This window comes from Poriferisphaera corsica, assembly GCF_007747445.1.
In the GTDB taxonomy this organism is placed as follows: Bacteria; Planctomycetota; Phycisphaerae; order Phycisphaerales; family Phycisphaeraceae; genus Poriferisphaera; species Poriferisphaera corsica.
Map to the genome: position 1 here is coordinate 774,432 of NZ_CP036425.1, position 23,650 is coordinate 798,081.

21 protein-coding genes are annotated in these 23,650 nt (G+C 50.7%); 4 read left to right on the plus strand and 17 right to left on the minus strand.

Going from position 1 to position 23,650, the window contains the following annotated elements:
* Window positions 1-41: 41 nt before the first annotated feature.
* The 6 genes from KS4_RS03095 to trmD all read right to left on the minus strand — a co-directional run bounded on the left by KS4_RS03095 (window position 42) and on the right by trmD (window position 6,808).
* On the minus strand, window positions 42-1,649 hold the full coding sequence (locus KS4_RS03095; protein ID WP_145074480.1) for an ABC transporter permease: 1,608 nt from the start codon (window positions 1,647-1,649) through the stop codon (window positions 42-44).
* 207 nt (window positions 1,650-1,856) lie between these two features.
* Window positions 1,857-3,470 (minus strand): lysine--tRNA ligase, encoded by a 1,614-nt coding sequence (lysS, locus tag KS4_RS03100; protein WP_145074483.1) that lies wholly within the window; start codon window positions 3,468-3,470, stop codon window positions 1,857-1,859.
* Between the two features lie 205 nt (window positions 3,471-3,675).
* Complete coding sequence (gene rplS, locus KS4_RS03105; protein ID WP_145074486.1) at window positions 3,676-4,071, minus strand: 50S ribosomal protein L19; 396 nt, start codon at window positions 4,069-4,071, stop codon at window positions 3,676-3,678.
* Window positions 4,072-4,359: 288 nt separating this feature from the next.
* Window positions 4,360-4,734 carry a zf-TFIIB domain-containing protein gene (locus KS4_RS03110; RefSeq protein ID WP_145074489.1) on the minus strand — a complete coding sequence of 125 codons (375 nt, stop codon included), beginning with the start codon at window positions 4,732-4,734 and terminating at the stop codon, window positions 4,360-4,362.
* Between the two features lie 111 nt (window positions 4,735-4,845).
* Complete coding sequence (locus KS4_RS03115; RefSeq protein WP_145074492.1) at window positions 4,846-5,730, minus strand: acyl-CoA desaturase; 885 nt, start codon at window positions 5,728-5,730, stop codon at window positions 4,846-4,848.
* 319 nt (window positions 5,731-6,049) lie between these two features.
* A complete protein-coding gene (gene trmD, locus KS4_RS03120) occupies window positions 6,050-6,808 on the minus strand; it encodes a tRNA (guanosine(37)-N1)-methyltransferase TrmD (RefSeq protein ID WP_145074495.1) in 759 nt (252 codons plus the stop codon).
* A gap of 93 nt (window positions 6,809-6,901) precedes the next feature.
* Between trmD and KS4_RS03125 the strand changes: the two genes are divergently transcribed.
* Window positions 6,902-7,387, plus strand: coding sequence for a hypothetical protein (locus KS4_RS03125; protein ID WP_145074498.1), 486 nt, complete (start codon window positions 6,902-6,904; stop codon window positions 7,385-7,387).
* A gap of 190 nt (window positions 7,388-7,577) precedes the next feature.
* Here the strand turns inward: KS4_RS03125 and rpsP are convergent, their stop codons facing one another.
* From rpsP to panB, 6 genes are all read right to left on the minus strand, one after another.
* Window positions 7,578-7,940 carry a 30S ribosomal protein S16 gene (rpsP, locus tag KS4_RS03130; RefSeq protein ID WP_234698846.1) on the minus strand — a complete coding sequence of 121 codons (363 nt, stop codon included), beginning with the start codon at window positions 7,938-7,940 and terminating at the stop codon, window positions 7,578-7,580.
* 136 nt (window positions 7,941-8,076) lie between these two features.
* Window positions 8,077-9,105, minus strand: a complete 1,029-nt coding sequence (locus KS4_RS03135; protein WP_200761515.1) for a DUF3592 domain-containing protein — start codon at window positions 9,103-9,105, stop codon at window positions 8,077-8,079.
* A 42-nt stretch (window positions 9,106-9,147) separates the two neighbouring features.
* Window positions 9,148-10,206: an ABC transporter ATP-binding protein gene (locus KS4_RS03140; protein WP_145081395.1), complete on the minus strand. Its 1,059-nt coding sequence runs from the start codon at window positions 10,204-10,206 to the stop codon at window positions 9,148-9,150.
* A gap of 177 nt (window positions 10,207-10,383) precedes the next feature.
* Window positions 10,384-11,892 (minus strand): dienelactone hydrolase family protein, encoded by a 1,509-nt coding sequence (locus KS4_RS03145; protein WP_145074505.1) that lies wholly within the window; start codon window positions 11,890-11,892, stop codon window positions 10,384-10,386.
* Between the two features lie 285 nt (window positions 11,893-12,177).
* On the minus strand, window positions 12,178-13,791 hold the full coding sequence (locus KS4_RS03150) for a trypsin-like peptidase domain-containing protein (protein ID WP_145074508.1): 1,614 nt from the start codon (window positions 13,789-13,791) through the stop codon (window positions 12,178-12,180).
* 334 nt (window positions 13,792-14,125) lie between these two features.
* Complete coding sequence (gene panB / locus KS4_RS03155) at window positions 14,126-14,977, minus strand: 3-methyl-2-oxobutanoate hydroxymethyltransferase (RefSeq protein ID WP_145074511.1); 852 nt, start codon at window positions 14,975-14,977, stop codon at window positions 14,126-14,128.
* Between the two features lie 189 nt (window positions 14,978-15,166).
* Between panB and KS4_RS03160 the strand changes: the two genes are divergently transcribed.
* Window positions 15,167-16,261: a glycoside hydrolase family 43 protein gene (locus KS4_RS03160; protein ID WP_200761516.1), complete on the plus strand. Its 1,095-nt coding sequence runs from the start codon at window positions 15,167-15,169 to the stop codon at window positions 16,259-16,261.
* A 75-nt stretch (window positions 16,262-16,336) separates the two neighbouring features.
* Here KS4_RS03160 and KS4_RS03165 read toward each other — a convergent pair whose 3' ends face one another.
* The 4 genes from KS4_RS03165 to KS4_RS03175 all read right to left on the minus strand — a co-directional run bounded on the left by KS4_RS03165 (window position 16,337) and on the right by KS4_RS03175 (window position 21,819).
* Entirely contained in the window at window positions 16,337-18,220 is a 1,884-nt protein-coding gene (locus KS4_RS03165; protein WP_145074517.1) for an ABC transporter ATP-binding protein, read from the minus strand.
* Window positions 18,159-18,380: a hypothetical protein gene (locus KS4_RS17455; protein WP_200761517.1), complete on the minus strand. Its 222-nt coding sequence runs from the start codon at window positions 18,378-18,380 to the stop codon at window positions 18,159-18,161. The genes KS4_RS03165 and KS4_RS17455 overlap by 62 nt, the downstream gene beginning before the upstream one ends.
* 69 nt (window positions 18,381-18,449) lie before the next feature.
* Complete coding sequence (locus KS4_RS03170) at window positions 18,450-20,411, minus strand: ABC transporter ATP-binding protein (RefSeq protein WP_234698848.1); 1,962 nt, start codon at window positions 20,409-20,411, stop codon at window positions 18,450-18,452.
* A gap of 244 nt (window positions 20,412-20,655) precedes the next feature.
* Window positions 20,656-21,819, minus strand: a complete 1,164-nt coding sequence (locus KS4_RS03175; protein ID WP_145074520.1) for an endonuclease/exonuclease/phosphatase family protein — start codon at window positions 21,817-21,819, stop codon at window positions 20,656-20,658.
* Window positions 21,820-22,029: 210 nt separating this feature from the next.
* Between KS4_RS03175 and KS4_RS03180 the strand changes: the two genes are divergently transcribed.
* Window positions 22,030-22,569, plus strand: coding sequence for an LOG family protein (locus tag KS4_RS03180; RefSeq protein WP_145074523.1), 540 nt, complete (start codon window positions 22,030-22,032; stop codon window positions 22,567-22,569).
* A 45-nt stretch (window positions 22,570-22,614) separates the two neighbouring features.
* On the opposite strand, the gene KS4_RS03185 is transcribed toward KS4_RS03180, so the two are convergent.
* Window positions 22,615-23,091: a hypothetical protein gene (locus KS4_RS03185; protein ID WP_145074526.1), complete on the minus strand. Its 477-nt coding sequence runs from the start codon at window positions 23,089-23,091 to the stop codon at window positions 22,615-22,617.
* 168 nt (window positions 23,092-23,259) lie between these two features.
* Here KS4_RS03185 and KS4_RS03190 point away from each other — a divergent pair, with 168 nt between their 5' ends.
* Entirely contained in the window at window positions 23,260-23,637 is a 378-nt protein-coding gene (locus tag KS4_RS03190) for an HAD family hydrolase (RefSeq protein WP_145074528.1), read from the plus strand.
* Window positions 23,638-23,650 lie beyond the last annotated feature (13 nt).

Below are 23,650 nucleotides of genomic sequence, written 5' to 3' on the forward strand. Positions count from 1 at the left end.
GCTGTGACAAAAATACAAACTTATCTATTCGCAAGTTAGTTCTACTCGTAGCGTAATGCCTCAATAGGATTCAGCCGTGCAGCTAATAACGCAGGTATCAATGCCCCGACGACGCTGCTCGCGATTGCCCCAAGCACAATCCAGGTTGCTTTAGTTGGGTCAACCTGATCTGGAATGCGATCGAAGAAATACGTTCGTGGATCCCACATTCGCCAGCCAAACCACTGGTACAGCCAATCTTGAATTTCATTCAGATTCGTTACGATTTCATAAGCAAAAAACAAGCCTAAAAATGCACCGACAACACCAATGGCAAATCCATACCCCAAATAGATATTCATGATCCCCAGCCGTGAAGCCCCGATCGCTCGTAGCACGCCAATATCTCGCGTTTTCTCAAGCACAATCATGTAAAACGTTGTCGCGACCATGACGATTGCAACCACGCTAATGATCGCGAACAAGAACGTAACCAGCCCAACTTCATTCTGCACAGCTCCAAGTAGTTGAGCATGCATCTCCATCCATGTTTGAGCGTAAAGCACAGGCATCATCTGCCCCATCTCACGGTGCTTATCCTCTACGAGGCGAATTGCTTTTTTTACAGCTTCTGCGGTCTGTTCCGCGGTATAGCCCGGTGCAGATTTTACAAGTACCTGTGTTACCCTTGCAGGCACCATTTTTCCGGTCGGCTCAAGCGTATCGGGGTCATATTCCTCGGCTTCCCCCATATCCAACTTCTCTTGTAAAACCTTTAGCGGCACATAAACCCGGTTCGCATCAATGTCATACAAACCACTCTTGAATTCATTGACAACGGCAAACTCGGCATTCGCCGGCTCCCCACGGATACCACCCTTCTCATTTATCGGCATCAGCGCCAGTACCGCATTGTCATAAACGCTCGCATTTGCATAACGATATTTCCCCTCAGCGTCACGCATATGATACGGGTTCACCTCCACCCCCATCACCATACCCGGCAGATCTTTTCCTGCTCGATCTAATCGCTGCTTAGTCGGTTCAAGTTTGCTGCCCATTTCGGCCAACTCATCGCCCCTGCGCTTGCCGTCTCGTTGTTTTTCTACCTCAGCCAGATACTCACGCTTTTGCTTGAACTCTTCACGTATTGCTTCTTTTTCTTCGGCCGTCTTTGCTTCTGCTAAATCATCCGATTCCCATTTATCAAGCTGAAGACGCTGCGACGAAATTGCTTGTTCCAGATCCGCAACCAGTGACGGCCCAGTCCACAGCAATGTATCTTCATAATTCACAACTTCAGAATACCCGGCAGGCTCAATCCCCATCACCTCAATTGTTTTTGTATTACCCGTTCGCCCATTCTCCCCGCCGCGTTTTAGATTCAGCAAGCCATACGATTGAATAACCGGCGTCGCAGCTTCAACTTCCTTTAACTGATTCACTTCATCAATCACATCTTTATAGTACGGAAACCCTGTTAGCGTAAACGCCGTGACCGTAACATCACCACTCAGCTTCTGAGCACTCTTGCTCAGCATGTCAAAGAAGCCCCCCATAACACTAATCACAATGATCACCATCATCGTGCACATTGTTACCGCAAGCGCAGCAAACATCGGCGCTAATTTACGCCGCAAGTATTTTAATACCAGCAATACTTTGTACATGTTCCTATACCTACTCTAATGATCGTACCTGCCGTCACCCCTCACTTATCAGGACGTTTCCTGCGTCATTTGCGATCTATACGCTTCCATTTAATCGTCCATTCCCCATTATCACCATCATACTTCCTTATTCACCCGATAGCGTCACATCATACATAAAAAAAGAAGGGCCAGACGACCCTTCTGAGTATGATTAAGATTGGTATTTTATTGGGACGCCTGTGTAGGCCGCATCAATGGGAACAAGATCACATCCCGTATGGATTGCTGGTTCGTCATCAGCATCACCATGCGGTCAATTCCAATCCCTAACCCGCCAGCCGGCGGCATCCCCACCTTCAAAGCCTCTAAGAAGTCATGATCCACATTTCTGAACGTTGACTCCTCGTCGTCAATCCCATCAATCTGCTGTGTGAAGTTTGCTTCCTGCACATCCGGATCATTCAGTTCCGTATATGCATTCGCCAATTCCATTTTTGCGATAAACAATTCAAATCGTTCTGCAATCTCAGGCTCATCCGGCTTGCGCTTTGTAAGTGGGCACAAGCTCGCAGGATAATCAATCACAAACGTTGGCTGAATCAGATGTTCCTCAACCGTCTCTTCCCATACCGCATTCAGCAGCTGGTCATGATCGACAATCTCATCCGTATCGATGCTCAGCTTCTTCGCTTTTTCAATCAGCTTCTCATGATCTTTGTGCGAGAACCCATTGTGTTCTTCAAACAAATCCAGATACTTCGCGCGACGGAAGTTTGAGTAGTCGATTTCAAGATCACCGAACATACGTTTCATGCCGCCGCAGACATTTTCAGCGATATGTTGGAAGGTTTTTTCGACAAGGTTCATGATCGAGTAGAGATCGCCAAATGCTTCGTACAACTCAAGCATTGTGAACTCAGGATTGTGTCTCGGACTCAAACCTTCATTTCGGAAATTGCGATTGATTTCGAATACGCGATGCATACCACCTACAAGCAATCGCTTGAGGTAAAGCTCCGGTGCAATTCGCAAAAATAGTTCAATATCCAGAGCATTGTGATGTGTCGCAAACGGCCTCGCCGCCGCTCCGCCAGCCATCGATTGCATCATAGGCGTTTCGACTTCCAGAAACCCGCCACTGATACCGCTCTCGGCCGGAGGGTCTGTCAGGAAATCGCGAACACCCTTAACGATCTCACTACGCTTCACCATGGTCTGCATGACATCAGGATTCGTATACAAATCAACATATCGCTTGCGGTACCGTGTTTCCTGATCCTGTAGGCCGTGGAATTTGCCCGGGGGCAGGGCGAGTGATTTGGTGAGTACCGAGTATCCACCCGTTTCAACTTCTTCAGCTTTGGTCGCCCAAACAGAAATTTCACCCGTCTTCGTTGTCGCCAACGGCCCCTCCGCATGAACAATGTCAGATAGATCAGTAGCTCTCGCTAATTTGAATGTTGGGGCGCCCACCATCTTCTTTGAAACCGCGACCTGAATATCGCCCGTGGCATCACGCAGTGACATAAAGATCAGGTTCCCCATCACTCTGTGCTGTATCACACGTCCCGCGATTTTGACGATAGGCCGATTATCGACCTCAGCATTCTCTTTATGTGCTGCGTCCGCTTCTGCATCGTAAGCATCTCTAGCAGCCTTCACTGTCATCAAGCCATCGGTCCGTTGCCCGTATGGGTCAATCCCAAAATCGTCACGTAGTTTGACCAGCTTTGCTCGGCGATCTGCCAGCAATTCAGACGTGCTCTTACTGACTTCCTGTTTCCCGCCTTTGCCCTGCTTCTGTTGCTTCTGATTGTTTTGAGCTTGCTTCTCACTCATCTTTTTGTTGCTCCAATTGGTCGCCCGCCCCGTGATCCCAATCATTGTCACCTGTTAGACAGCTATCAACATAATACAACAGCCCTGAGCTTGCCGCTCAGGGCTGGAATTGTCGTTTTGTTGCAGTTGTGTCCCAATATTTTACATCACGATGCAATGTAATCAGGGCTGCTCTTGGCAATAGTTGTATAAGCCGCTAATGAGCTTATTCAGCAGCCTTTGTTGCCGCTTCAACCGTTGCACGACCCAAGCCTCTGCGGCGGTCACGCAAGCGGCGTTTCTTACCAACGCGGTCACGCAGGTAATAAAGCTTCGCACGGCGAGTATGACCAGAACGAACAATGTCGATCTTGTCGATACGTGGGCTGTTGAATGGGAACGTTCTTTCAACGCCCTCATTCGCCACAATGCGGCGAACCGTGAATGTACGATTCATTCCACCGCTTTGAATCTTGATCACAACGCCCGAGAAAACCTGAATACGCTCTTTCGCGCCCTCAATAATTTTCACGTGTACATCCACCGTGTCACCGACGGATACGTTGGGAAGATCCGTGCGGATCTGTTTTTCTTCAACTGCTTTGATAATGGCGTCGCTCATGACGTTATCTCGTTGCTAGTAAATTGTTTACGTATTTTATTCGGTTCCCGCTGCGGAAAACCGCACCGCCACCCTCATGTCGAGCCAAATAGTCTAGCTACTTCTCCCCGCTCTGTCGAATCCGCTCTCAATCCAGCCCTCTCAAAAGCGTTCAGCCACTAGCCAACTATCCCCAATCACCCATTTCATCCCCATCTTCCGCACAATCACACCCCCTTTTCCCCAGCACTGCACAACCAATCCCCGATCCTTTTCAATCATTCATGCTCCCATCCTACACACAGCCTTCTATTCTCGCGGCTTCAGCATCCCACGCAGGTACTCCGAAAATGTCACCTCCACCGAATCCTTAAATTCGCCAGCATCCAAATACATCCCGCCACATAATGAGCACATCTCGTACTGAATGTGCGGCTGGTCATGGAGCGACATCCCCACCATCAGCGTGTGACACTTCGGACACTTCACCTCACGTTCCGTATTATGCATCCGCCCAACACCCGCATCACCACTATCCACCAGCTCCCCAGCCTCTTTCATACCCTTCACCTTCTCATACTCCAACGCATCAAACCATATCCCCTTGCAGCTATCGCAGCGATCTACATCCACATCGCCAATCGACACCGTCTGCATCACACCTTCGCACTTCGGGCAATTCATTTCATGCTCCTCAACAATGAAAAATGACAGCTCTAAACTGTCATTATCTTCTCGGTTCGCCTCTTTTCTCGCAAGAGAAATTCATCGCATTGCATCATTCTTGTCTTTATCTCAACTCATTTTCTTTAAGTCGGGTTGGTGGATCTCTTTTGCAAGCCCAACCCATGAAAGAATTTTGATCGTCCAGTATGTCATGTCCCATTCAAACCACCGCATCCCATGTGCCGCTGATCGTGGCTGTGCATGGTGGTTATTATGCCAACCCTCGCCAAATGACAACAACGCCAGCCACCAAAGATTCGTCGAATCTTCTCCCGTTTCCTTGAAATTCTGATACCCCCATGTATGTGTTGCAGAGTTCACGAACCAGGTAATGTGAAAGATAACCACAGTTCTCGCACCAACCGCCCAGATCACCCACGATAGCCCGAGCACCCATCCTCCCCACAACCATCCCAACCCCATAAGGGCCACCATCAATCCAAACTGTGGCAACCAAAACCATGCGTTCAGTCGTCTAACAAACCCATCACGCATTAAATCTTTGGCCGCATCTTCGCCCTTTACACCCTCGATTTCGCGATGCAACATCCACAAAATATGCGCCCATGTGAAACCATGTCTCGGGCTATGCGGATCCGCATCGCCATCCGAATGCTTGTGATGTAACCGGTGTACACCAACCCACTGTACCGGCCCTCCCTGCCATGCCAGCGATGCTACCAGCAACAAAACCCGTTCAAACCATATGGGCGTCTTGAATGATCGGTGAGTCATCAGCCTGTGATAGCACAAATTGATCCCGATCCCTCCACTCAACCACATCAGCACAGCCATCAGCACCAACCCACTCCACGAGAACGCCCATGGCAATAATGCTAATAACGCGAGTAAATGCATCCCACCCAATCCCGTAATCACGACCCAATTCAAATTTCCCCATTCAATCCCACCGCGTCGCGGCCGAGCCGCTTCCACACGCTTTGCTACAGGCATTATTTGCTTCTTAATTCAAGAGGTATTGACAACATGGCTCACAACAGCTGCAAGGCAATCGCCGTAATGATCAAGGGCATAGTTTTAAAAACCATTCTTACCTAAACCCAACGCATCAGCTTAGCTCTTTCGAAAACGATTGCGATGAATTTAACATTAAAAGAAAAAACAGTTTTTAATCCTTATGCTGTAGCATTATTAATCCACTGCATTTTGCCCCAATCACATGTCAAAACACTCTCAAGACTGAACATGCCGATTCATTAAATACATACGATTTCTGCATAAGTCATCAAACGATCGATGAGCATTCAGTCGCTCAATCATCGCGCGACTCCGCCTCACCGAGTAAATCAGGCCGTCTTGCCTTCGTATTCTGTAGCGCTTCCTCGCGGCGCCATGCCTCAATCTTCGCATGATTCCCCGACATCAACACGCTCGGCACCTCTCGGCCTTCCCACGTCGCTGGCCTCGTATAGTGAGAGCAATCTAATAACCGATTAGCCCCCTCCGAAAACGAATCCTGATGCGCACTCTCTTCATGCCCAAGCGCACCCGGAATCAATCGCACGATCGAGTCAATCATCACCATCGCCGCCAACTCCCCACCACTCAATACATAATCACCGATCGAAACTTCCACTGGCTCTAACTCGTCGATGACCCGTTGATCAATTGCTTCGTAATGCCCCGCCAGAAAAATGACTCGCTCTTCCTTTGCCATCTCCTCCGCCATCTTCTGATCCCACACCTTCCCTTGCGGCGTCAGGTGAATCAATCTCCCCTTCGGTAGCACAACCCCATCATCACCCTTCACTTCACGTACCGCATTGACGCAATCAAACACCGGTTGGCACTGAATCACCATTCCCGGCCCGCCACCATACGGCGGCTGATCTACTTTTTGATGCCGGTTCGTCGTGTAGTCCCTAATATTCCACGTGTGATACGAGCATACCGCCTCCCTCACCGAGCCGTCCGATTTATCAACCACAGGCTCAGCCGCCCGCTTCAAGATCGAACTACCCAGTACCCCTTCAAACATCTCTGGAAACAATGTGCAAATATCAATTCTCATAGCTGTAGCCTACTCTTATCAATACTCTCAGTCCATTTTCAATGATTGCATGCTTTAGTATGCAAGCATATTACTGCTTTTTATAATTAAATTATGTACAAGTTTTGTATCCGCCATTCAGCGTTGTTTCTACTATGCATATTTGTGCTATTTCCTTTTACAGCATGTAGCACCCAAGCAACTTTTACTGCTTCCTATGATCAGGTTTGGCAGGCAACTGAAATTGTGCTTCGTGAGGAAACTTTTTTGGGCCCCACAACTTCCCGTCAGATGTCAAGCACAGGTCTTTTAGGTGAGTATAAATTTACCAGTCACTTTGATAAAAATACGGGATATATCAGAATTCCGACCTATGGCACAACTTTTTTCGATACCACAGTAATCTCTGCTCATATACAAGAAAAAAAGTACGCAAAACCCAAGCAATGTAGTTTGAAAATTAATGCCGCAGAGCATCCTTTCTCTATGCTATTTTCGATACGAGATAAGCAACTTGAAGCTAAGCTGATTAGCATGATTCAACAGGAGATCTTAGAGAAGATGCCTGAAAACGAAAATGATTGTGTTTGCAACGATTAGTCTTCCTCTGTTTGCCATGCGCGGCATGGCGTTAATCAATCCATTTCTTCTTTGCATGCTTCTAACCGCCTCGCTTGCGTCCATTCTAGGACTAGCCACTAGCACTAGCACCGCAACAAAAAACGCCCGACTTCGCAGCCGAGCGTTCTTAATTTTCGTTTAACTTCCAACTGGAAGCTCAAGCAGGCACTTAGGCCTTCTTGCCCGGCGTCGGATCAACGCCAGCCTTCTTCAAGATACTTGCAACCGTTTCCGATGGCTGAGCACCAACTGAGATCCAGTACTGTGCACGCTCAACGTTTACGTTGATCTGCTTCTCTTCGTCCTTGTTGCAAGGATCGTACTGACCTAAATATTCGATCGCCCGACTGTCGCGTGCTGAACGTGAGTCCATTGCACAAATACGGTAGTAAGGACTGTGGGTGCGACCCATACGAGTCAAACGTAATCTAACCATTTCGGTGTCTCCGGAGGGCAAAATTTCCTGCTCACCAGCCCAATCTCGCCACGATAAATGGCAATTTCTGGCCGTAAAACGGGGCAGGGTCGTCATGATAGGATTCTTATAAATCCGCCCAAAACCATGACTTGCGTGACCATTGACGGTTCAGCCGAGGTACATCACCAGGGCTTGAAGGTTCAACATACTAACCCAATCCCCCACCGCAGGCAATTTCTACGTCCCAGTTTCAGGCTTCCTTCATCGGCTTTGTCTTAACAACCCGCTCCCTGATCGGATCAAATCCTGTCAGCTTGCACACGTATTCAATCCACCTCATCGCGGTATCCGTGTTCTTCGCACTTGTTAACTTCCGTTCAACCTCTTCCCCATCATTCGCCACATACTTCAGCGTCAGATCCACACTAAAATCTCGCGAAGATTTCCGCTTCTTGTCTCTTTGATAATGTATGCTCCGAATCTGATCAAAATCCATCCATTCCGTATGCTCCCCATAGGTAAACCGAAATTTGTCCCGATACACATCAAACACCAACTGCCGTGGCGTCATTCGGTTCTTAATTGTCTTCGACACTCCAGCATACAAACCGCCACCAACCAATAGGGCAAAATAACCCTGTGCCGCAATCAAAGGCAACGCATCGCCTGCAAAGCCAAATAAAAACGCACCAACAAAACCACTCGCACCCATAATGATCAACGCCACCGCAACCCCCGGCGTGCGTTCAAATTCTGCAACAACCTCATCCCCATTTTCTTTTACCTTAACGCCACCACTACTATTATACGATTTGCCAAACAGGATCTTCGATACCCCAAGCCATATCCCGATTCCCACGCATACAAATGGCATCAAAAAAATGCACAGCACATAATCCACTTTTTGCAGTCCTGTCACCAGCACCGCACGCTCTGGATCATTCGCATCATAATAAACCGTCACCTCTTGACCCGCTGGAAATCTCTTTTTTACCGCTTTAGACGTACCCGAATTAGAAGTGCCGATCGTTCCAAAACGATATGTGTCACTTTCGTATGCTTTTCCATTCACCTCATATTCAAACACAATTTTCGCGCGGTAGCTATCGCTATCAACATCAATGTTGCTACTTGTCACAATCCCTGGCGTTGTCGGAAAACCCTCCGCCATGACTTGCCAATACATGTTTGGCCCAGCCATCCAAATGAAGAATCCAATAAATCCACACCACAACGTCCCAAAAATCATCAGCGGAATTGCGCTTAATTTATGCCCCATACTTTGACTTCCAATCCCAAAAAAATGGCGCATTCTATTGTTTTAGGCGCGCTGACTCACCCAATGCCCATTCTCAACTTCAACCAGCGGCGGCCGATCCAGCAATCGCTTTCTTGTCACAATCTCAATATCATCACTAGCTTCTGCAGCCCTTTCTGCTTTCTCTTCTTCAGACATTTCTTCAATGTTCCCTGCCGCAATATCCGCTGCTAGTTTCTTCTCATCCTCAAATAAACTGATCGGGCTCGGCACATCGCCCAGCAACATAATCCGCTGTTTTTTCCTTCTCGGGTCAGGACTCGGTGCGGCACTCAAAAGCGCCTTCGTGTACGGATGTATCGGGTTTGCATACAACGTATCACGATCCGCCATCTCAACAATCCGCCCCAAGTACATCACCGCAATCCGGTCGCAGAAATGCTCCACCACCGCCAGATTATGCGCGATAAACAGATAGCTCAGCCCAAACTCTTCCTGTAAGTCAGCCAGCAAGTTCAAAATTTGGCTCTGCACCGAAACATCAAGCGCACTCACAGGCTCATCACACACTATAAACTTCGGATTTAGCGCAAGTGCCCTCGCGATCCCAATCCGCTGCCGTTGACCCCCTGAAAACTCATGCGGATACCGGTACATATGCTCCGGCAACATCCCACATTTCTCCAGCAATACCGCAATCCGATCATCCAACTCCGACCCACTTGCGACCTTATGTACCTGCATCGGCTCACCAATGATCCGCCTGATTGTCATCCTCGGATTCAAGCTCCCCACTGGATCCTGGAAAATCATCTGCATCTCACGTCGCAGCTGTTTCATCCGCCCACTGCTTGTCCCCAGCACGTCCTCCCCGTTAAAACTAACTTCCCCATGGGTTGCCGGGATCAACCTTAATATCGTCCTGCCTACCGTTGACTTGCCGCACCCCGATTCCCCCACAAGCCCCACCGTTTCCTGATGCCCCACTGTGAACGAAACATCGTCCACAGCCTTCACATTCCCCACATGCTTGCGCAGTAATCCACGTTTTACCGGGAAATACGTCTTCAGGTTCTTTACCTCCAAAAGAGGTTGTGAACCATGCTTATTCACTGAGTCCATTCCTTCACTTGCATTCATGCCAAGATTGTAATTCAATCACCCCTGCTAGGTCTACCATCAATCCCCTCCGAACCCCTTTCTTCATGCCTCTCCATCCTGCCTCGACCCGGTCAAAAAACTGACCCGATTTTTCATCGGGCCAGCTCTCAAGTTTTCATTTCGCACATCAGATTCAGATCAACGCCGCCGCCAAAGCAGCCCGCTCATCGCCAACATCAACAACCCGGCCCCCGGTTCAGGCACGCTCAATGCTTCCAACTCCAACGCTCCAAGATAGCCAACCTTATTACCAGTTCGGCTACTGGCCATCACCTCAACCAGCAATTCTCCATTCTCATCCGCCATAAGATCCGCATACTCAGCGAAATCACTCAGGTTATCATTCGCATCGTACCAGGTCTTTTCGCCATTCACCGTGAACTCTGTCTCGTAATCATCCGTATACGAGTACCCGTGTTGCGAACCCGTCAGCAGCAGCCTGTAATGCCCGCCAGCTTCCAGCCCCGTGAGCTTAAACGACGCCGTCTTGTTCTTGTCAACATACCATGTGTCGCGCATCTTCAAGTCGCCAAACAATGATGAGCCTGCTTCGCCTTTGCTATCCCAGTAGCTAAACCCGTCCACAATCTCAAGCCCAACCTTCGTCAATTCGCCCGTCGTATTCGACGTCACGTTTAGCACGCTTCCAGCCGCGCCTACGCTATCTGCCACCGCATCATTCCAATGATTATCTGCCGCATCAAGCTTCCCAGACATCAGTACTTCCACAGAATCCTTGCCCGTTGAACTATCTTTCGTGTACTTCGATCTAGGCCCAAAATCAATGCGAATTTTTTCCCCTTCCAGTAACCCGCGAGGCTCATTATTCCGAACATCCAAATTCTGGTTAAACAACCATTCCCAGATCGTATCCTTACCCAGATCCCGTGCATGTCCGCCAACATACTGACTCGAATACGAGTCATTATAAATATCGCTCCAATTCGAGTGGCCAATATTATTCTTCAACGTATACCGGCTCGGTGACCCGTTCGCCTTCAACGTCGAATACATCTTGTCAATCTGGTTATAGTTGAATGTGCCATCATCCTCACCATGGAAAAGCCATAGCGGCACACCCGACGCGCCAAGCTCCGGAATGAAATCCTTGTACTGACTACCCAACGCTACGCCGCCCGCTATCAAGTTCGGGTTTTCATGACTCTGAATCAGTGTCCCAATACCCCCCGCGCTCAGCCCTGTCACATACACCCGCTTCGAATCAACATTCGGCAACGTCGCCAGCAAATGCTCCACAAATCCCGCATCCAGCTCCCCATTCCGCGAATCATGATTCGGCGCCACAACATACGAGTTAAACGCCGTTGTTCGCGATTTGTCGACAATCGGCGTCATGCTCCAATTGATATGTTTCTTATTGATCTGGCTACTTGGTATCCACGATCGCAGCTCGCCCGAACCGTGCATAAATATGATCAACGGCACCTTGTTGTCTGCACTCGCCTCTGTCGCATCAAATATCCGATACGGCATCGTGCTGTATTGCGCTTCTCGGCTTATCGCCAATGCCTCCGTTGGCGATATCGCTATCGCCTCTCCGCATACACCGAATCCACTAAAAATAGCAAAACACAACACCCCAGGCAGGCAACTAGTCAAATTGGTGCATTTTCTTTCTGTACCCACAGCCTCTCCTCTCAACTGTCACTCAAAATCAGGATAGTTAATCTTTTACACTGAACTGATGAACATAAGATATTTCTAAAATACCACGAATTAACCATCTTTCAATATGACTTTGCAGAAATTAATGCCAATTCAACAGTAGGCAAAAAGGCAAATAGGGCGTTGGTCGATTCGAATTAAATCAGCGCATAAGAAAACGGGCTGAGGAGAGGCAGCCCGTTTCGGAGAGGTATTCACACGTTCAACTTTCTAGGAGGAAACTTTCACTTCATCAGTTAATACGCATCACTCAGATGAAAGTTCGAGGAATTCGTAAGTATTTATATATTCCTCAGATTCTTTATCCCAGATCGCGATCGACAGGCGGATCCCTGCCGTCGGATCATGCTTCGAAATCTCTTCAGCGAGTTCACTCACACTCGTTACAGGATCGCCCATGACATGCGTGATAATCATCGGTGCTCGCGTACCCAATCCCTCGATCGCAGCAACAGACCCGCTTCTCACCGACTTCACCAAAACGCCCGGCTCAAACTTCAAACCATAACGTTCTGCCAATTCCTCACTAAAAGTCTGCAAGCCCGTCAAGCCAAATTTCTTCAGCATCTCCGAACCCTTCGACGTTTCAGTCTCAACCGCCGCTTCATCTTCGAGTTCATTCGACCTGGCGATCATGTTCGTCGGCAATTCTGCCAACTCAATCGATGTCACCTGCTCACCTTGGCCTTGACGATAATAAGTCACGTCTATCTTGGTATTAGGTGAGAATGAAGCCACAACATTTCTAAGCTGGTCAATATTGGTAATCGGCACATCATTAATCTTTGTAACGATATCGCCGCGTTTCAAACCCGCTTTCGCCGCCGGCCCGTCAGGCACAACATCGTTTACAAGCACGCCACTTTCACCTTCAAAACCAAACGACTTCGCCAAGTTCGGAGATAACTCCTCGCTCGGCAACATAATCCCCAAATAACCCCGTGATACAGAACCTTTCTCAATGATCTGTGTCACAATTCGCTTCACCATGTCTGTCGGAATCGCAAAGCCCAAACCATTAAATCCACCAGTTCTCGACGCAATCGCTGTATTCATCCCCACAACTTCACCGTAAATGTTCGTCAGCGGCCCACCCGAATTCCCCGGGTTAATCGCCGCATCCGTCTGAATGAAGTTCTCATACCCACCGTTCCCAATAATGTTCAAATTCTTGCGCCCCGTCGCCGACACAATCCCTTGCGTCATCGAAAACTCAAACCGGAACGGCGAGCCAAACGCGAAAACAATCTCACCTTGCTTGACTGGTTTCGATGTCAGCTTCGCCGGATACAAACTTCCCGCTTGTACCTTCAGCACCGCGATATCAGTTTTTGCATCCGTCCCAACAACCTCAGCATCATAGCGATCACCATTACGGAACCTCACACGAATCTTCTCAGCGTTCGCCACCACATGGTTGTTCGTAATGATATGACCTTCATTGTCATACACCCATCCCGAACCATTACCCACCGGCAATTGCGGGTTGTATTCTTCAAAATTATCATCCCCGCCGCGTTCTTCGGGCGCCTGCTGTTCAAGTTCCGGGAAGAATTTTCGGAACTCCTCCGGCATCTGTCCGAACGGCGCCATACGTCCACCACGCATACTTCGTGATCTTTGCTTGCCCAAAATCTCAATATGCACAACCGATGGCTCAACCACCTCCGCAACCTGCGTAAACGATTCAGACAACGTCTGTAACGCTTCGGACTGCGACAGATTATTTTGGATCAATTGAATCCGCGCCTCGGTCTCAGCATAAGCCAGCGACCTCACAATCCCAGGCCCCGCAACCATCGTCACCAAAACCGTTAACAATAACACAACCGATGGACCGTACCAGCGTATCCGTGGCATAGACTAAGCTCCTTGTTTCTCAAAGTCCCAATCAATTCTTCTCATGCTTATCACATCCCAATGACCAACCTGTCCCTGTCGACCGCAGACTTTTGCATGCAGCACCCAAACTATACGCATCAAACCCCCAGACTGTTCTGCATGATTTGCCCTTGCAATGCTTACTTTTGCAGCTTCGCAATTCTTCGTAAACAGCTTTGCATGCCCAATCCAGCCATACCCATAACCCACATCCCAGCAGCTTCTCGTTGGCACAAGATCACTGCATAAATATCTACTTGGAAAACAACAACTTAAGCCGTATTTATTCCCACCTCCCAAATCACCACTGCGCTTAACTCTCGTCCAGCATCGTATACGGCCCGCCATCTCTCAAATATCGGCCAGATTCAACCAACTCCACCCATTTTGCCCCAGCCTCCTGAATCTTCTCGCCCATATTGTAAATCGGCTTCGCAAACGGCGGCTGCCAATCCGATAACCCAAAAATGTCATGGAACACTACCACATGACCATGCGCCGCTGGCCCCGCACCGCAACCAATCACCGGCACAGGCCTTCCACTCCCCGGCTGCTTCGCTGCCGCAACGATCCGTTCCGTTACCTCATCAGGTACCGCCTCAACCAATAACGCTGCCGCGCCATGGGCAATCATCGTCTCCGCTGTCTCAATCAATATGTCTGCAACCCGTTTCGTTCGGCCGCTCGACAAAAACCCACCCATCGCACGCACCGTCTGAGGTCGCGATCCAATATGAGCCACCACCGGAATCCCCGCATGTGTCATCCGATGCACCAACGGAGCATGCGTCATATCCACCTCAAGCTTCACCAAATCCGCATTCCCATGCGACAAAAATCGGCAAGCATTCTTCATCGCATCATCATCACTGCACTGATAGGACCCAAACGGCATGTCCCCCATAATCAACGCTTTCGGCGCACCACGCCTCACCGCCGCCGTCAACTGAATCATAAACTCGCACGGGACAGGCAACGTCGAGTCATGCCCCAAAATCATCTGCGCCGCCGTATCCCCCACCAGCATCACACGGCAACCGCCCTCATACAAATGCCTCGCCGTCGTCGCGTCGTAACACGTAATCATCGGAAATTTATGATCATCACGAGCCCAATGACGGATATCGCGAAGGGTACAACGCTTGTCTGTTGGCTTATCACTCATCCCACGATTGTAGTTTCACCCGCCTCTTCAAGCGAATTAAACATTCTCGTCTCAATACCTTCGCCCAGAACGATTTTCGTACGATCAATGCACGAATACACCGTTTTACGTCAGAATCCCCGCCTTTCCTTATCTCCAACTACCCCTACCTCATTGCCATTCCCCATTTTCTCCGTCACAATACACCCCATGATCAGTTCTATCCGCCACGCCTCTTACCCTTTGTACGCCCTCCTCATCACCGCCATCTCTCTGCTTACCCCCACCACTTCCCTCGCCGCCGACATCCCCATCAACCTCACCGACACCCGCCAACTCGTCCTCAAAGCCTTACCTGATCCCTGCGTCATCCGCGTCGCCGACACCTACTACGCCTACGGCACCACCGACCCCGGACAAGGTTTCCAAGCCTACAAATCCCAAAACCTCACCGATTGGCAATCCCTCGGCTTCGTTTTCAAGAAAACCGAATCCAGTTGGGGCCAAAAACATTATTGGGCGCCCTGCGTCGTTCAAAAGAACAACAAGTTCTACCTCTTCTACAGCACCTTCGGCCCGATCAACGGCACATGGGGCAGGGCAGGTCACCGCATCGGTGTCGCCATCTCCGAGTCAGGCCCCCAAGGCCCGTTCATCGAACAAAAAATCCCCCTCTTTGGCGTTGGCAAATCCATCATCGACGCCGAAGTCTTCATCGACAACGACGGCTCCGCCTACCTCTACTACGTCCTCGATATCAGCGAAAACAAACGTTCTGAAATCTTTGTCGTCAAACTCAGTGACGATCTTCTTAGTATTGCCGACCAATGGGATCAAGACGACACCACCAGCAACGAACCCGTTTGGTGCGCCGAACCCATCGGCAAATGGGAAGGCAAACAATGGAATGAAGGCCCCAACGTCTTCCGTGTCGACAAATGGTACATCATGATGTACTCCGCCAACGGCTTCTTCACCCCCGACTATTCCGTCGGCTACGCCATCGCCCCATCACCCCGCGGCCCATGGTTCAAAAGCCCCAGCAACCCCATCATCAAAAAAGATCCATCCTCCGCACCAAACCCCATTGTCGGCACAGGCCACAGCGATGTCGTCCAAGACCCTACCGGCCAATACTACATCTTCTATCACGCGCATAGCCAAGACCGTGGCGTTAAACGTCGCGACCTTTACGCTCAAAAACTCTACATCCAACCCGACAAAGACCTCATCCTCAAACTCACCCTCACACCTCAACCCGCTCCTCATAACCAATCAACGTCAACTCCTCCAATCAAGGACTGATTGCAGTAGCGACAAGGGGAGAGCAGGGGAAAACGAAGTGGAATAGGGGGAAAATAGGAGGGGGATGGAGGGGGATTAATTCGTTGCATGAATAAACTGCTTATACAGATGCGCATACGTCCCACCTTCATGCAGAAGCTCCACATGTGTTCCTTCCTCAATCACGCGTCCTTGATCCAAAACCAAAATCCTATCTGCCTGCCTGATCGTCGATAGCCTGTGCGCAACAACAAACGATGTTCGCCCCGCCAGTAAAATCTCAAGCGCCTTTTGGATCCGTGATTCTGTGATCCCATCCACCGATGACGTTGCCTCATCCAAAATCAAGATCCGCGGGTCTGCCAGCATCGCCCTGCAGAAACACACCAACTGCCTCTGCCCTAATGACAAGTTAGACCCCGCTTCGCCTACTTCCGTATGTAAGCCATCCGACAACTGCTCCAAAATATCCAGACAGTTCAGCGCCTCCGCCGCAGCATACACCTCCGCATCGCTCGCCTGTGGCCGCCCCATCCTGATATTCTCAAGCACACTCCCCGTAAACAGAAAATTCTGCTGCAACACAATCCCAAGCTGCCTCACCAATGAACCCGTCTCAATTTTTTCAACCCGTATCCCATCAATCCGCACCTCTCCCTCCGTCGGCAAGTAGAACTTCGATATCAGCTTAATCGCTGTACTCTTCCCCGATCCCGTCGCCCCAACCAGTGCGATCGTTTCTCCCTGCTTCGCCTCGAAATTCACATCCTCCAGCACCCGTACCCCCGGCTCGTACTCAAAACAAACCCCCTCAAACGTCACATCACCCACAATCTCACCCACCTCCTCAGCATCCTCATCCTCCATCGCCTCCACTTTCAAATCCAGCAGCGTAAACACACGCTCCGCGCCCGCCATCGCCGTCAGTGAAAAATGATACATCCGCCCAATGATCGCGATCGGGAAGAAGAACATCCCCGACATAAAGAAGAAGATCACCAGCGACCCAAACTCGCCCGCCTGTTCACCCGGATCCGCATACGTCATCCCCAAAATCTGATACCCACCCAGCACCAACAAGATCGCAATAAAGAACTGCGAGTTCAATTCCAACAGCGGCAAGAAGATCCCAGACAGCTCTGCCGTCCGTTGGTTGTATTGCGAATGATCTTCTACCAAACCCTTAAACCGCCGCGCATTCTCATCATGACGCACAAACCCCTGCGTTACACGGATCCCGTTCACGCTCTCTGCCAGCGTTGACGTGATTCGTGAAAAACTCTCCTGCACATCACGAAACGCCTTCGATAACTTCTTCCGAAAATACCCCGTAATCAACCAGATCACCGGCGCCATCACCAGCAACACCGAAAACAACACCGCATCGTAATACAGCATCACACCCGCCGCGATCAGCATCTGTCCCCCCTGGACCAGCGTGACAAACAGCACATCCTGCACCCCCATCCGCACGTTCTCAGTATCTGACGTGATCCGCGAAATGACCCGCCCCAATTTCGTGTGGTCATAAAACCGCATCGGCATCTTCTGCAGATGCGCAAAAATCTGTTCCCGCAAATCATGCACCACAAACTCACCCAGCATCATCGCCAGCTTCATCCGAAAATGAAACACAATCGAAGTCAGAAACGATAACACCAAAAAACCGCCCGTATACCAAACCGTCCCACTGAAATCCTTTTGCTCAATCGGCCCCTTAATAATATATCCCACAAACCAACCCAACAGCGGCAACTGAACCGCCCTTAAAAACACCGTTACCAGCAGCCAATTCCGCGTCTTCGCATACGGCTTCGTATACTGCAACAGCCGCATGATCAACCCCATCGACAGCGGCCGCTCCTTCACCTCCTCCAACTTCTGCAGCGCAACCAAATCATCCAGACCTAATTGATTGTTAGATCTGTCCGCCTCGTTTGTCCCCGTCTTCACCGCCGTTGCTGTTGTCGTTGTTGTCATATCCGTCACCTCTCCCTCCCCTATCCGTTAAGTTCAATTTCCAATCCCGCCCTCCCCCCCCTGTTCGTAAAATTAATTTTTCAATCCCGCCCTTGAATTGCAGCGCTTTTTGGTTGTGTCCATCAAGCCCCGCACCGCCGGTGCGGGGGTGTTCTCCCAATCAATGACCCCTTTCTTTCCTACAACCCCCATGGGCCCAACTTTCGGGGGTTCGGGGGAGGGCAGAGGCCTAACTTCCGGGGGAAACCAGCCCTAAAATCTCTCGCGACCTCGGATCCGCGATCTGCAGATCCGCCGCCGTCCTGTAATGCCCGCCATTCGCCATCAATTCCCCGTGCGTCCCCTGTTCCACAATCTTCCCCTTTTCCAGCACAATAATCTGATCCGCACGCCGCAGCGTCGACAACCTATGAGCAATCACAAATGTCGTCCGCCCCTTCATTGCCGCATCCATCGCGCTCAAAATTTCATGCTCGGTTTCCGGGTCAATCGCCGCCGTCGGATCATCTAACAATAAAATAGGCGGCTCCAGCAATAACGCTCTCGCAATCGCCAGCCGCTGCTTCTGACCACCCGACAGATTGTTCCCTCCCTCTTTCAGCTTCGTGTCGTACCCGTTTTCTAACCCCACAATAAACTCATGCGCCTGCGCGATCTTCGCCGCCTGTTCGATCTGTTCCCGCGTTGCCTCCGGATGCCCAAACGCAATATTCTCCGCCACCGTATCCGAGAACAAAAACGACTCCTGAAACACAATCCCGATGTTTCGTCTCAGATCAAACAAATCCACATTCCGTACATCCGTATCATCGATCAGCACCGCCCCTTCCTGTGGGTCATAAAACCGCGGGATCAGTGACAGCATCGTACTCTTTCCCGATCCTGTTGCCCCCAACACCGCCACACATTCCCCCGGCTCAGCCGTAAAGTTTACCCCATTAAGTACCCGCGCATCTTCATCCCCCTCATTCTCTCCGTACCCAAAGGACGTATTGAAAAACGTCACCTTCCCCGCAACCCGATCAATTCTCTTCGCGCATTTTCCACTCTCAATCTCGATCGGCGTATCCATCACTTCAAACACACGCTGCGCTGAGGTCAGCGACCGCTGCATCCCATTCGCGATCTGCGCAATCGAATGAATTTTGTCCGAAAACTGTTGCAAAAGCCCCGCAAAAACCACCAGCCCCGTCCCAATATTGAACGACGCATCATGAATATACAACCACCCACCATACACCAGCAGTACCGCGATATTCACCGACGGTAAAAACGAGATCACCGGCACAAACCAAGATACAACCCGAAAAATATAACTCTTCTGCGCCGCAACCTCATCATTCGCCCGCCCAAACACTTTCCGCTGCTCCCCCTGCAACCCAAACCCCTTCACAACATGCACCCCCTGCACATTTTCCGACAACACCCTCACCGCCCCATCAAACAGCCGTCTATTCTCCCGATAGGCCGGACGCACCATTCTCGAAAACAACACCACCAATAAATACACCACCGGCGTACTCACCAGCGTCGCCAACGTCAGACCCACATGAATCTGAAACATAAACACCACATACGCCGCCAGCGACAACCCAATAATGATCACCTCCAGCAACACCGCATCCACAAACATCCGCAGACCTTGCACATCTGATGTCACGCGGTTGATGATCGACCCCGACTCGTTCGCATCGAAAAATCGAAACGATAGCCGCTGCAATTTGTCATACACCGCCGACCGCAAATCCACCACCATCGTTTGCACCAACAGCGACTTCCACACCGTCGCAAAACGCTCCAGTATAAACCGACCTACCGCCAGCAAAAATACAATACCTGCCAACACACAAACAATCTGCAGCGCCCCCCACTCCCCCGGCGGCGCAATACCAAACGGATACTGCGGATCTTTCGCCTCAGCATTAAACCCCTTCTGAATAATGTCCACACCCAACCCTGTCAGGCCTAGCGTCGAGATAATCACGCCCAACAACACCAGCTGCACCACAAGCAGCCGCACCGCGTGAAATTTATACTGCCACGCCAACTTCACCATCCGCCAAACCAATTCCCCAGTCGTGTAATCAATATCCATCCCTCCCGTGCTGCTCACCTCCCCACTTTGTTTCTCGCGCACGACATCCTTGCTCTCCCCATCTGTCTTCCGTTTCGTCTCTGTTGCCGTTGCCAAATGAACATCCTTAGCCTGCTAGGCCGAACGTTTTTTCTCATGCATCAAGTCACCGCAACCCACGCTACCAGACGTGAATCACAACCCACGAATCTAACAACCATTCACAAACTTACAAGCGCAATCCGCGCACAATCGCCACATCGGTCAACAATGTCTCATCAGCCCATATTCCATCTCTTTTTTTGCACAACCCCTGTCTCTCAGATAATGCCTCTCGCTCCAATCTATCTCTCAATCATCCTCACCGCCCCGGTAACGGCGGCAGCCTTTCATTCATCCGCTCCAGCGGCAAAATCTCCACGTACAGCGGCAAATGATCAGACCCAATCTGCGGCCCAAGCCGGCGGTCAACCGCCGACAACTTCGGCGACACCAGACAATGATCCAGTGGCAATCTCAACCAGCTTGGAAACTGCGCCGGCCAAGTCCCCGCATAGCCCCAACCTTGTTGTGAATACACCAGCACCGGCACCTCACCCTCAGGGTTCATCAACTCACTCAGCGGATGACTAAACGGAGTCGCATTTAAATCACCTATCAATACCGGCGGAAACGGCTGATTCCTTGCCCATTCAAACGCCCTCACCAATTGCTCATTCCTCACCGACGCATAGCTCCCAGCCCACGTCCGCACATCCATCGGCACAATCGGCGGCAACGTGTGCAACGACAACACCGAATACGTTTGACCTTGCACTCTCACCGTCGCCTCGATCGCCGGAATGTTATAACCCCCCGTCATGTCCGCCAGCCCCGCATCAATCAACTTAAACTCATCACTCTGCCCACGCTTCACAAACATCGCAATCCCAAATGCATCCGATCGTGGCCGAGGCGTGTGTAAATCATATCCCTCAAAATACCCCTCTAAATTCATCAACCACCAAGTATTCACCTCCTGCAGAAAAATCAGATCCGCATCACTCTCCTCCATCAACTTACCCACCTGCTCGTAATCCATATTCCGATTATGCACATTCACATGCAGCAGCCGCAGTCCCCGCGCCCCTTCCTCAACCGTCGCATTCGCCACACTCTTCGCCGCCGGTAAATACAGCGGCGCTATAAACCCAAGATTGATCAGTAAACACAGCAGCATCAAACTCGACCAGAACCAACGCTGCCGTAAACCCATGACAATCACACTCAACACCAGTATCTCCGCGTAGATCAACCGGAAGTTCGACATCAAGTCTAATATATGGTTATATCGATTACCCAACCCCAATATCGTCCCCAACATCGCCCCGATTCCAATCAACAACACCACCCCACTCACCACACCCCACAGACGTCGAATCACGCCACCCACAGCACTGTGCCGCTCGGACGCAACCTCACCTTCTCCTCCCTCAACCCGCTCTTCTTCGCCAGAAGATCCAATTGGCTCATCAGGTGAATTCAAGGCTCATCTCGCATTCATATCAGGCAACAAGCTCACAATCACTGCACGATAAGACTCATCCCCATCACCCTATCTCCCTTTCATCGGCCACACCTCTTCGCACCACACACTTTTCATCCAACCTCTTTCTCCCCACATGCCCACTCCAGCCCCACACGCTATCATATTCCTTTCGTACACCCGCTTATCACCCCAGAGGTTTCCCCCGCCATGTCCACCAGCAAAAAAGTCTGCGTCTTCTGCTCCGCTTCCGACCGTGTTGATGCCGCCTATAAAACCGCCGCTCAAACCCTCGGCTCCCTCATCGGCCAACGCAACCACTCCCTCGTCTGGGGCGGCGGCAAAGTCGGACTCATGGGCGAAGTCGCACGCTCCGCACAATCCGCCGGCGCAACACTCTTTGGCGTCATCCCCGAATCCATGCAAGACATCGAGATCGCCTACACCGATGCCGACCAACTCGTCGTCACCCAAACCATGCGCGAACGTAAAGCGCTCATGGACTCCGAAGCCGACGCCTTCATCATCCTCCCCGGCGGCATCGGAACCCTCGAAGAACTCACCGAAATCATGGTGCTTCGTTACCTCAAATACCACGACCGTCCCATCATCCTCATCAACACCAACAACTTCTACGACCCCTTCATCAAACTCATGCAGCACTACGTCGACGAGAAATTTGCCAAACCCAAACACATGAACCTCTTCACTGTCGTCGATACCCCCGCTCAAGCCCTCGACCTCCTCTAATCCCTCCCCCATTATTGAACAACGATCTTTCTCCCTTGCCCGCAATCAAGCAGCGTTTTTCTCACGCATCGCCCATTCAACCTTGCGCACCAATTTCCGTACGCCCAGCACCGTACCCGCCGCAACCAATCCACTCATCGCACCCGCCGTCAATGTAGCCGTGAACGTCATCTCCAAGCTTGCAAAAGCATCAAGAAATTCTGCAAGGATGACCCCGATGACAAGCCAGTAAGCCAGATAACACGCACGCACCGCCCAGTACCCCTCCTCAAATCGCAATAGCACACGCCACAAACCCAAATGCAGCAACCACAACGCAATCCCCAATGGCACCGTTAAATAAAAGATGAATAATTGCCCAATAATCGCCGCCGGCAACGAAACCAACGGCACCAGCAGCCAAGGAAAATCCTCCCCGTAAACCGCCGGATTAAACAGCCCCATCACCGTCATAAACGCCCACGGCGACAACCCCATCACAACCACACAGTGAACCCCCAATAAACCAATCGTTTTTACCATCTGAAACTGCCTCCCAATATCCCCATCACACATCTTCACACCCTGCCATCTGTTATTATAAGCACTTCACCTAGTCAGGACTCCATCCACCCTCACCACTTGCCACCCCGCATCATCTACCTCATAATTTCCCACTACACTTCCCACACGAGGCCCACATAATTGAACATGTCACGTTCCAAAACAGTCCTCATCTTTGACGCGCACCAGGTGCTGCCGCCAAATCCCCATCTATTGCACATCCCGCAACTCCGCGCCACACTCATGCGACTCAACCGCCCCATCTATCGTCTCTATATCCTCACATCCGATAACCCCGCCGCTCTTGAACAGCAACTCAAAGACAAGCAGCTCCGCCACTTCTTCCACGACATCCTCACACCCGAATCTTTCACCGAACTCGATTTCTCCGCACCCACTATTGAACGCGCCTACATCATCTCTAATCAGCCCACCCCCCCTCACGCCGCCGATGCCCCCATCGAACACCTTGCCTCCATCGACGACCTTGTCCTCCATCTCGCCACATCCCCATCCCCCCCCTGATCCCCCCCCCCAA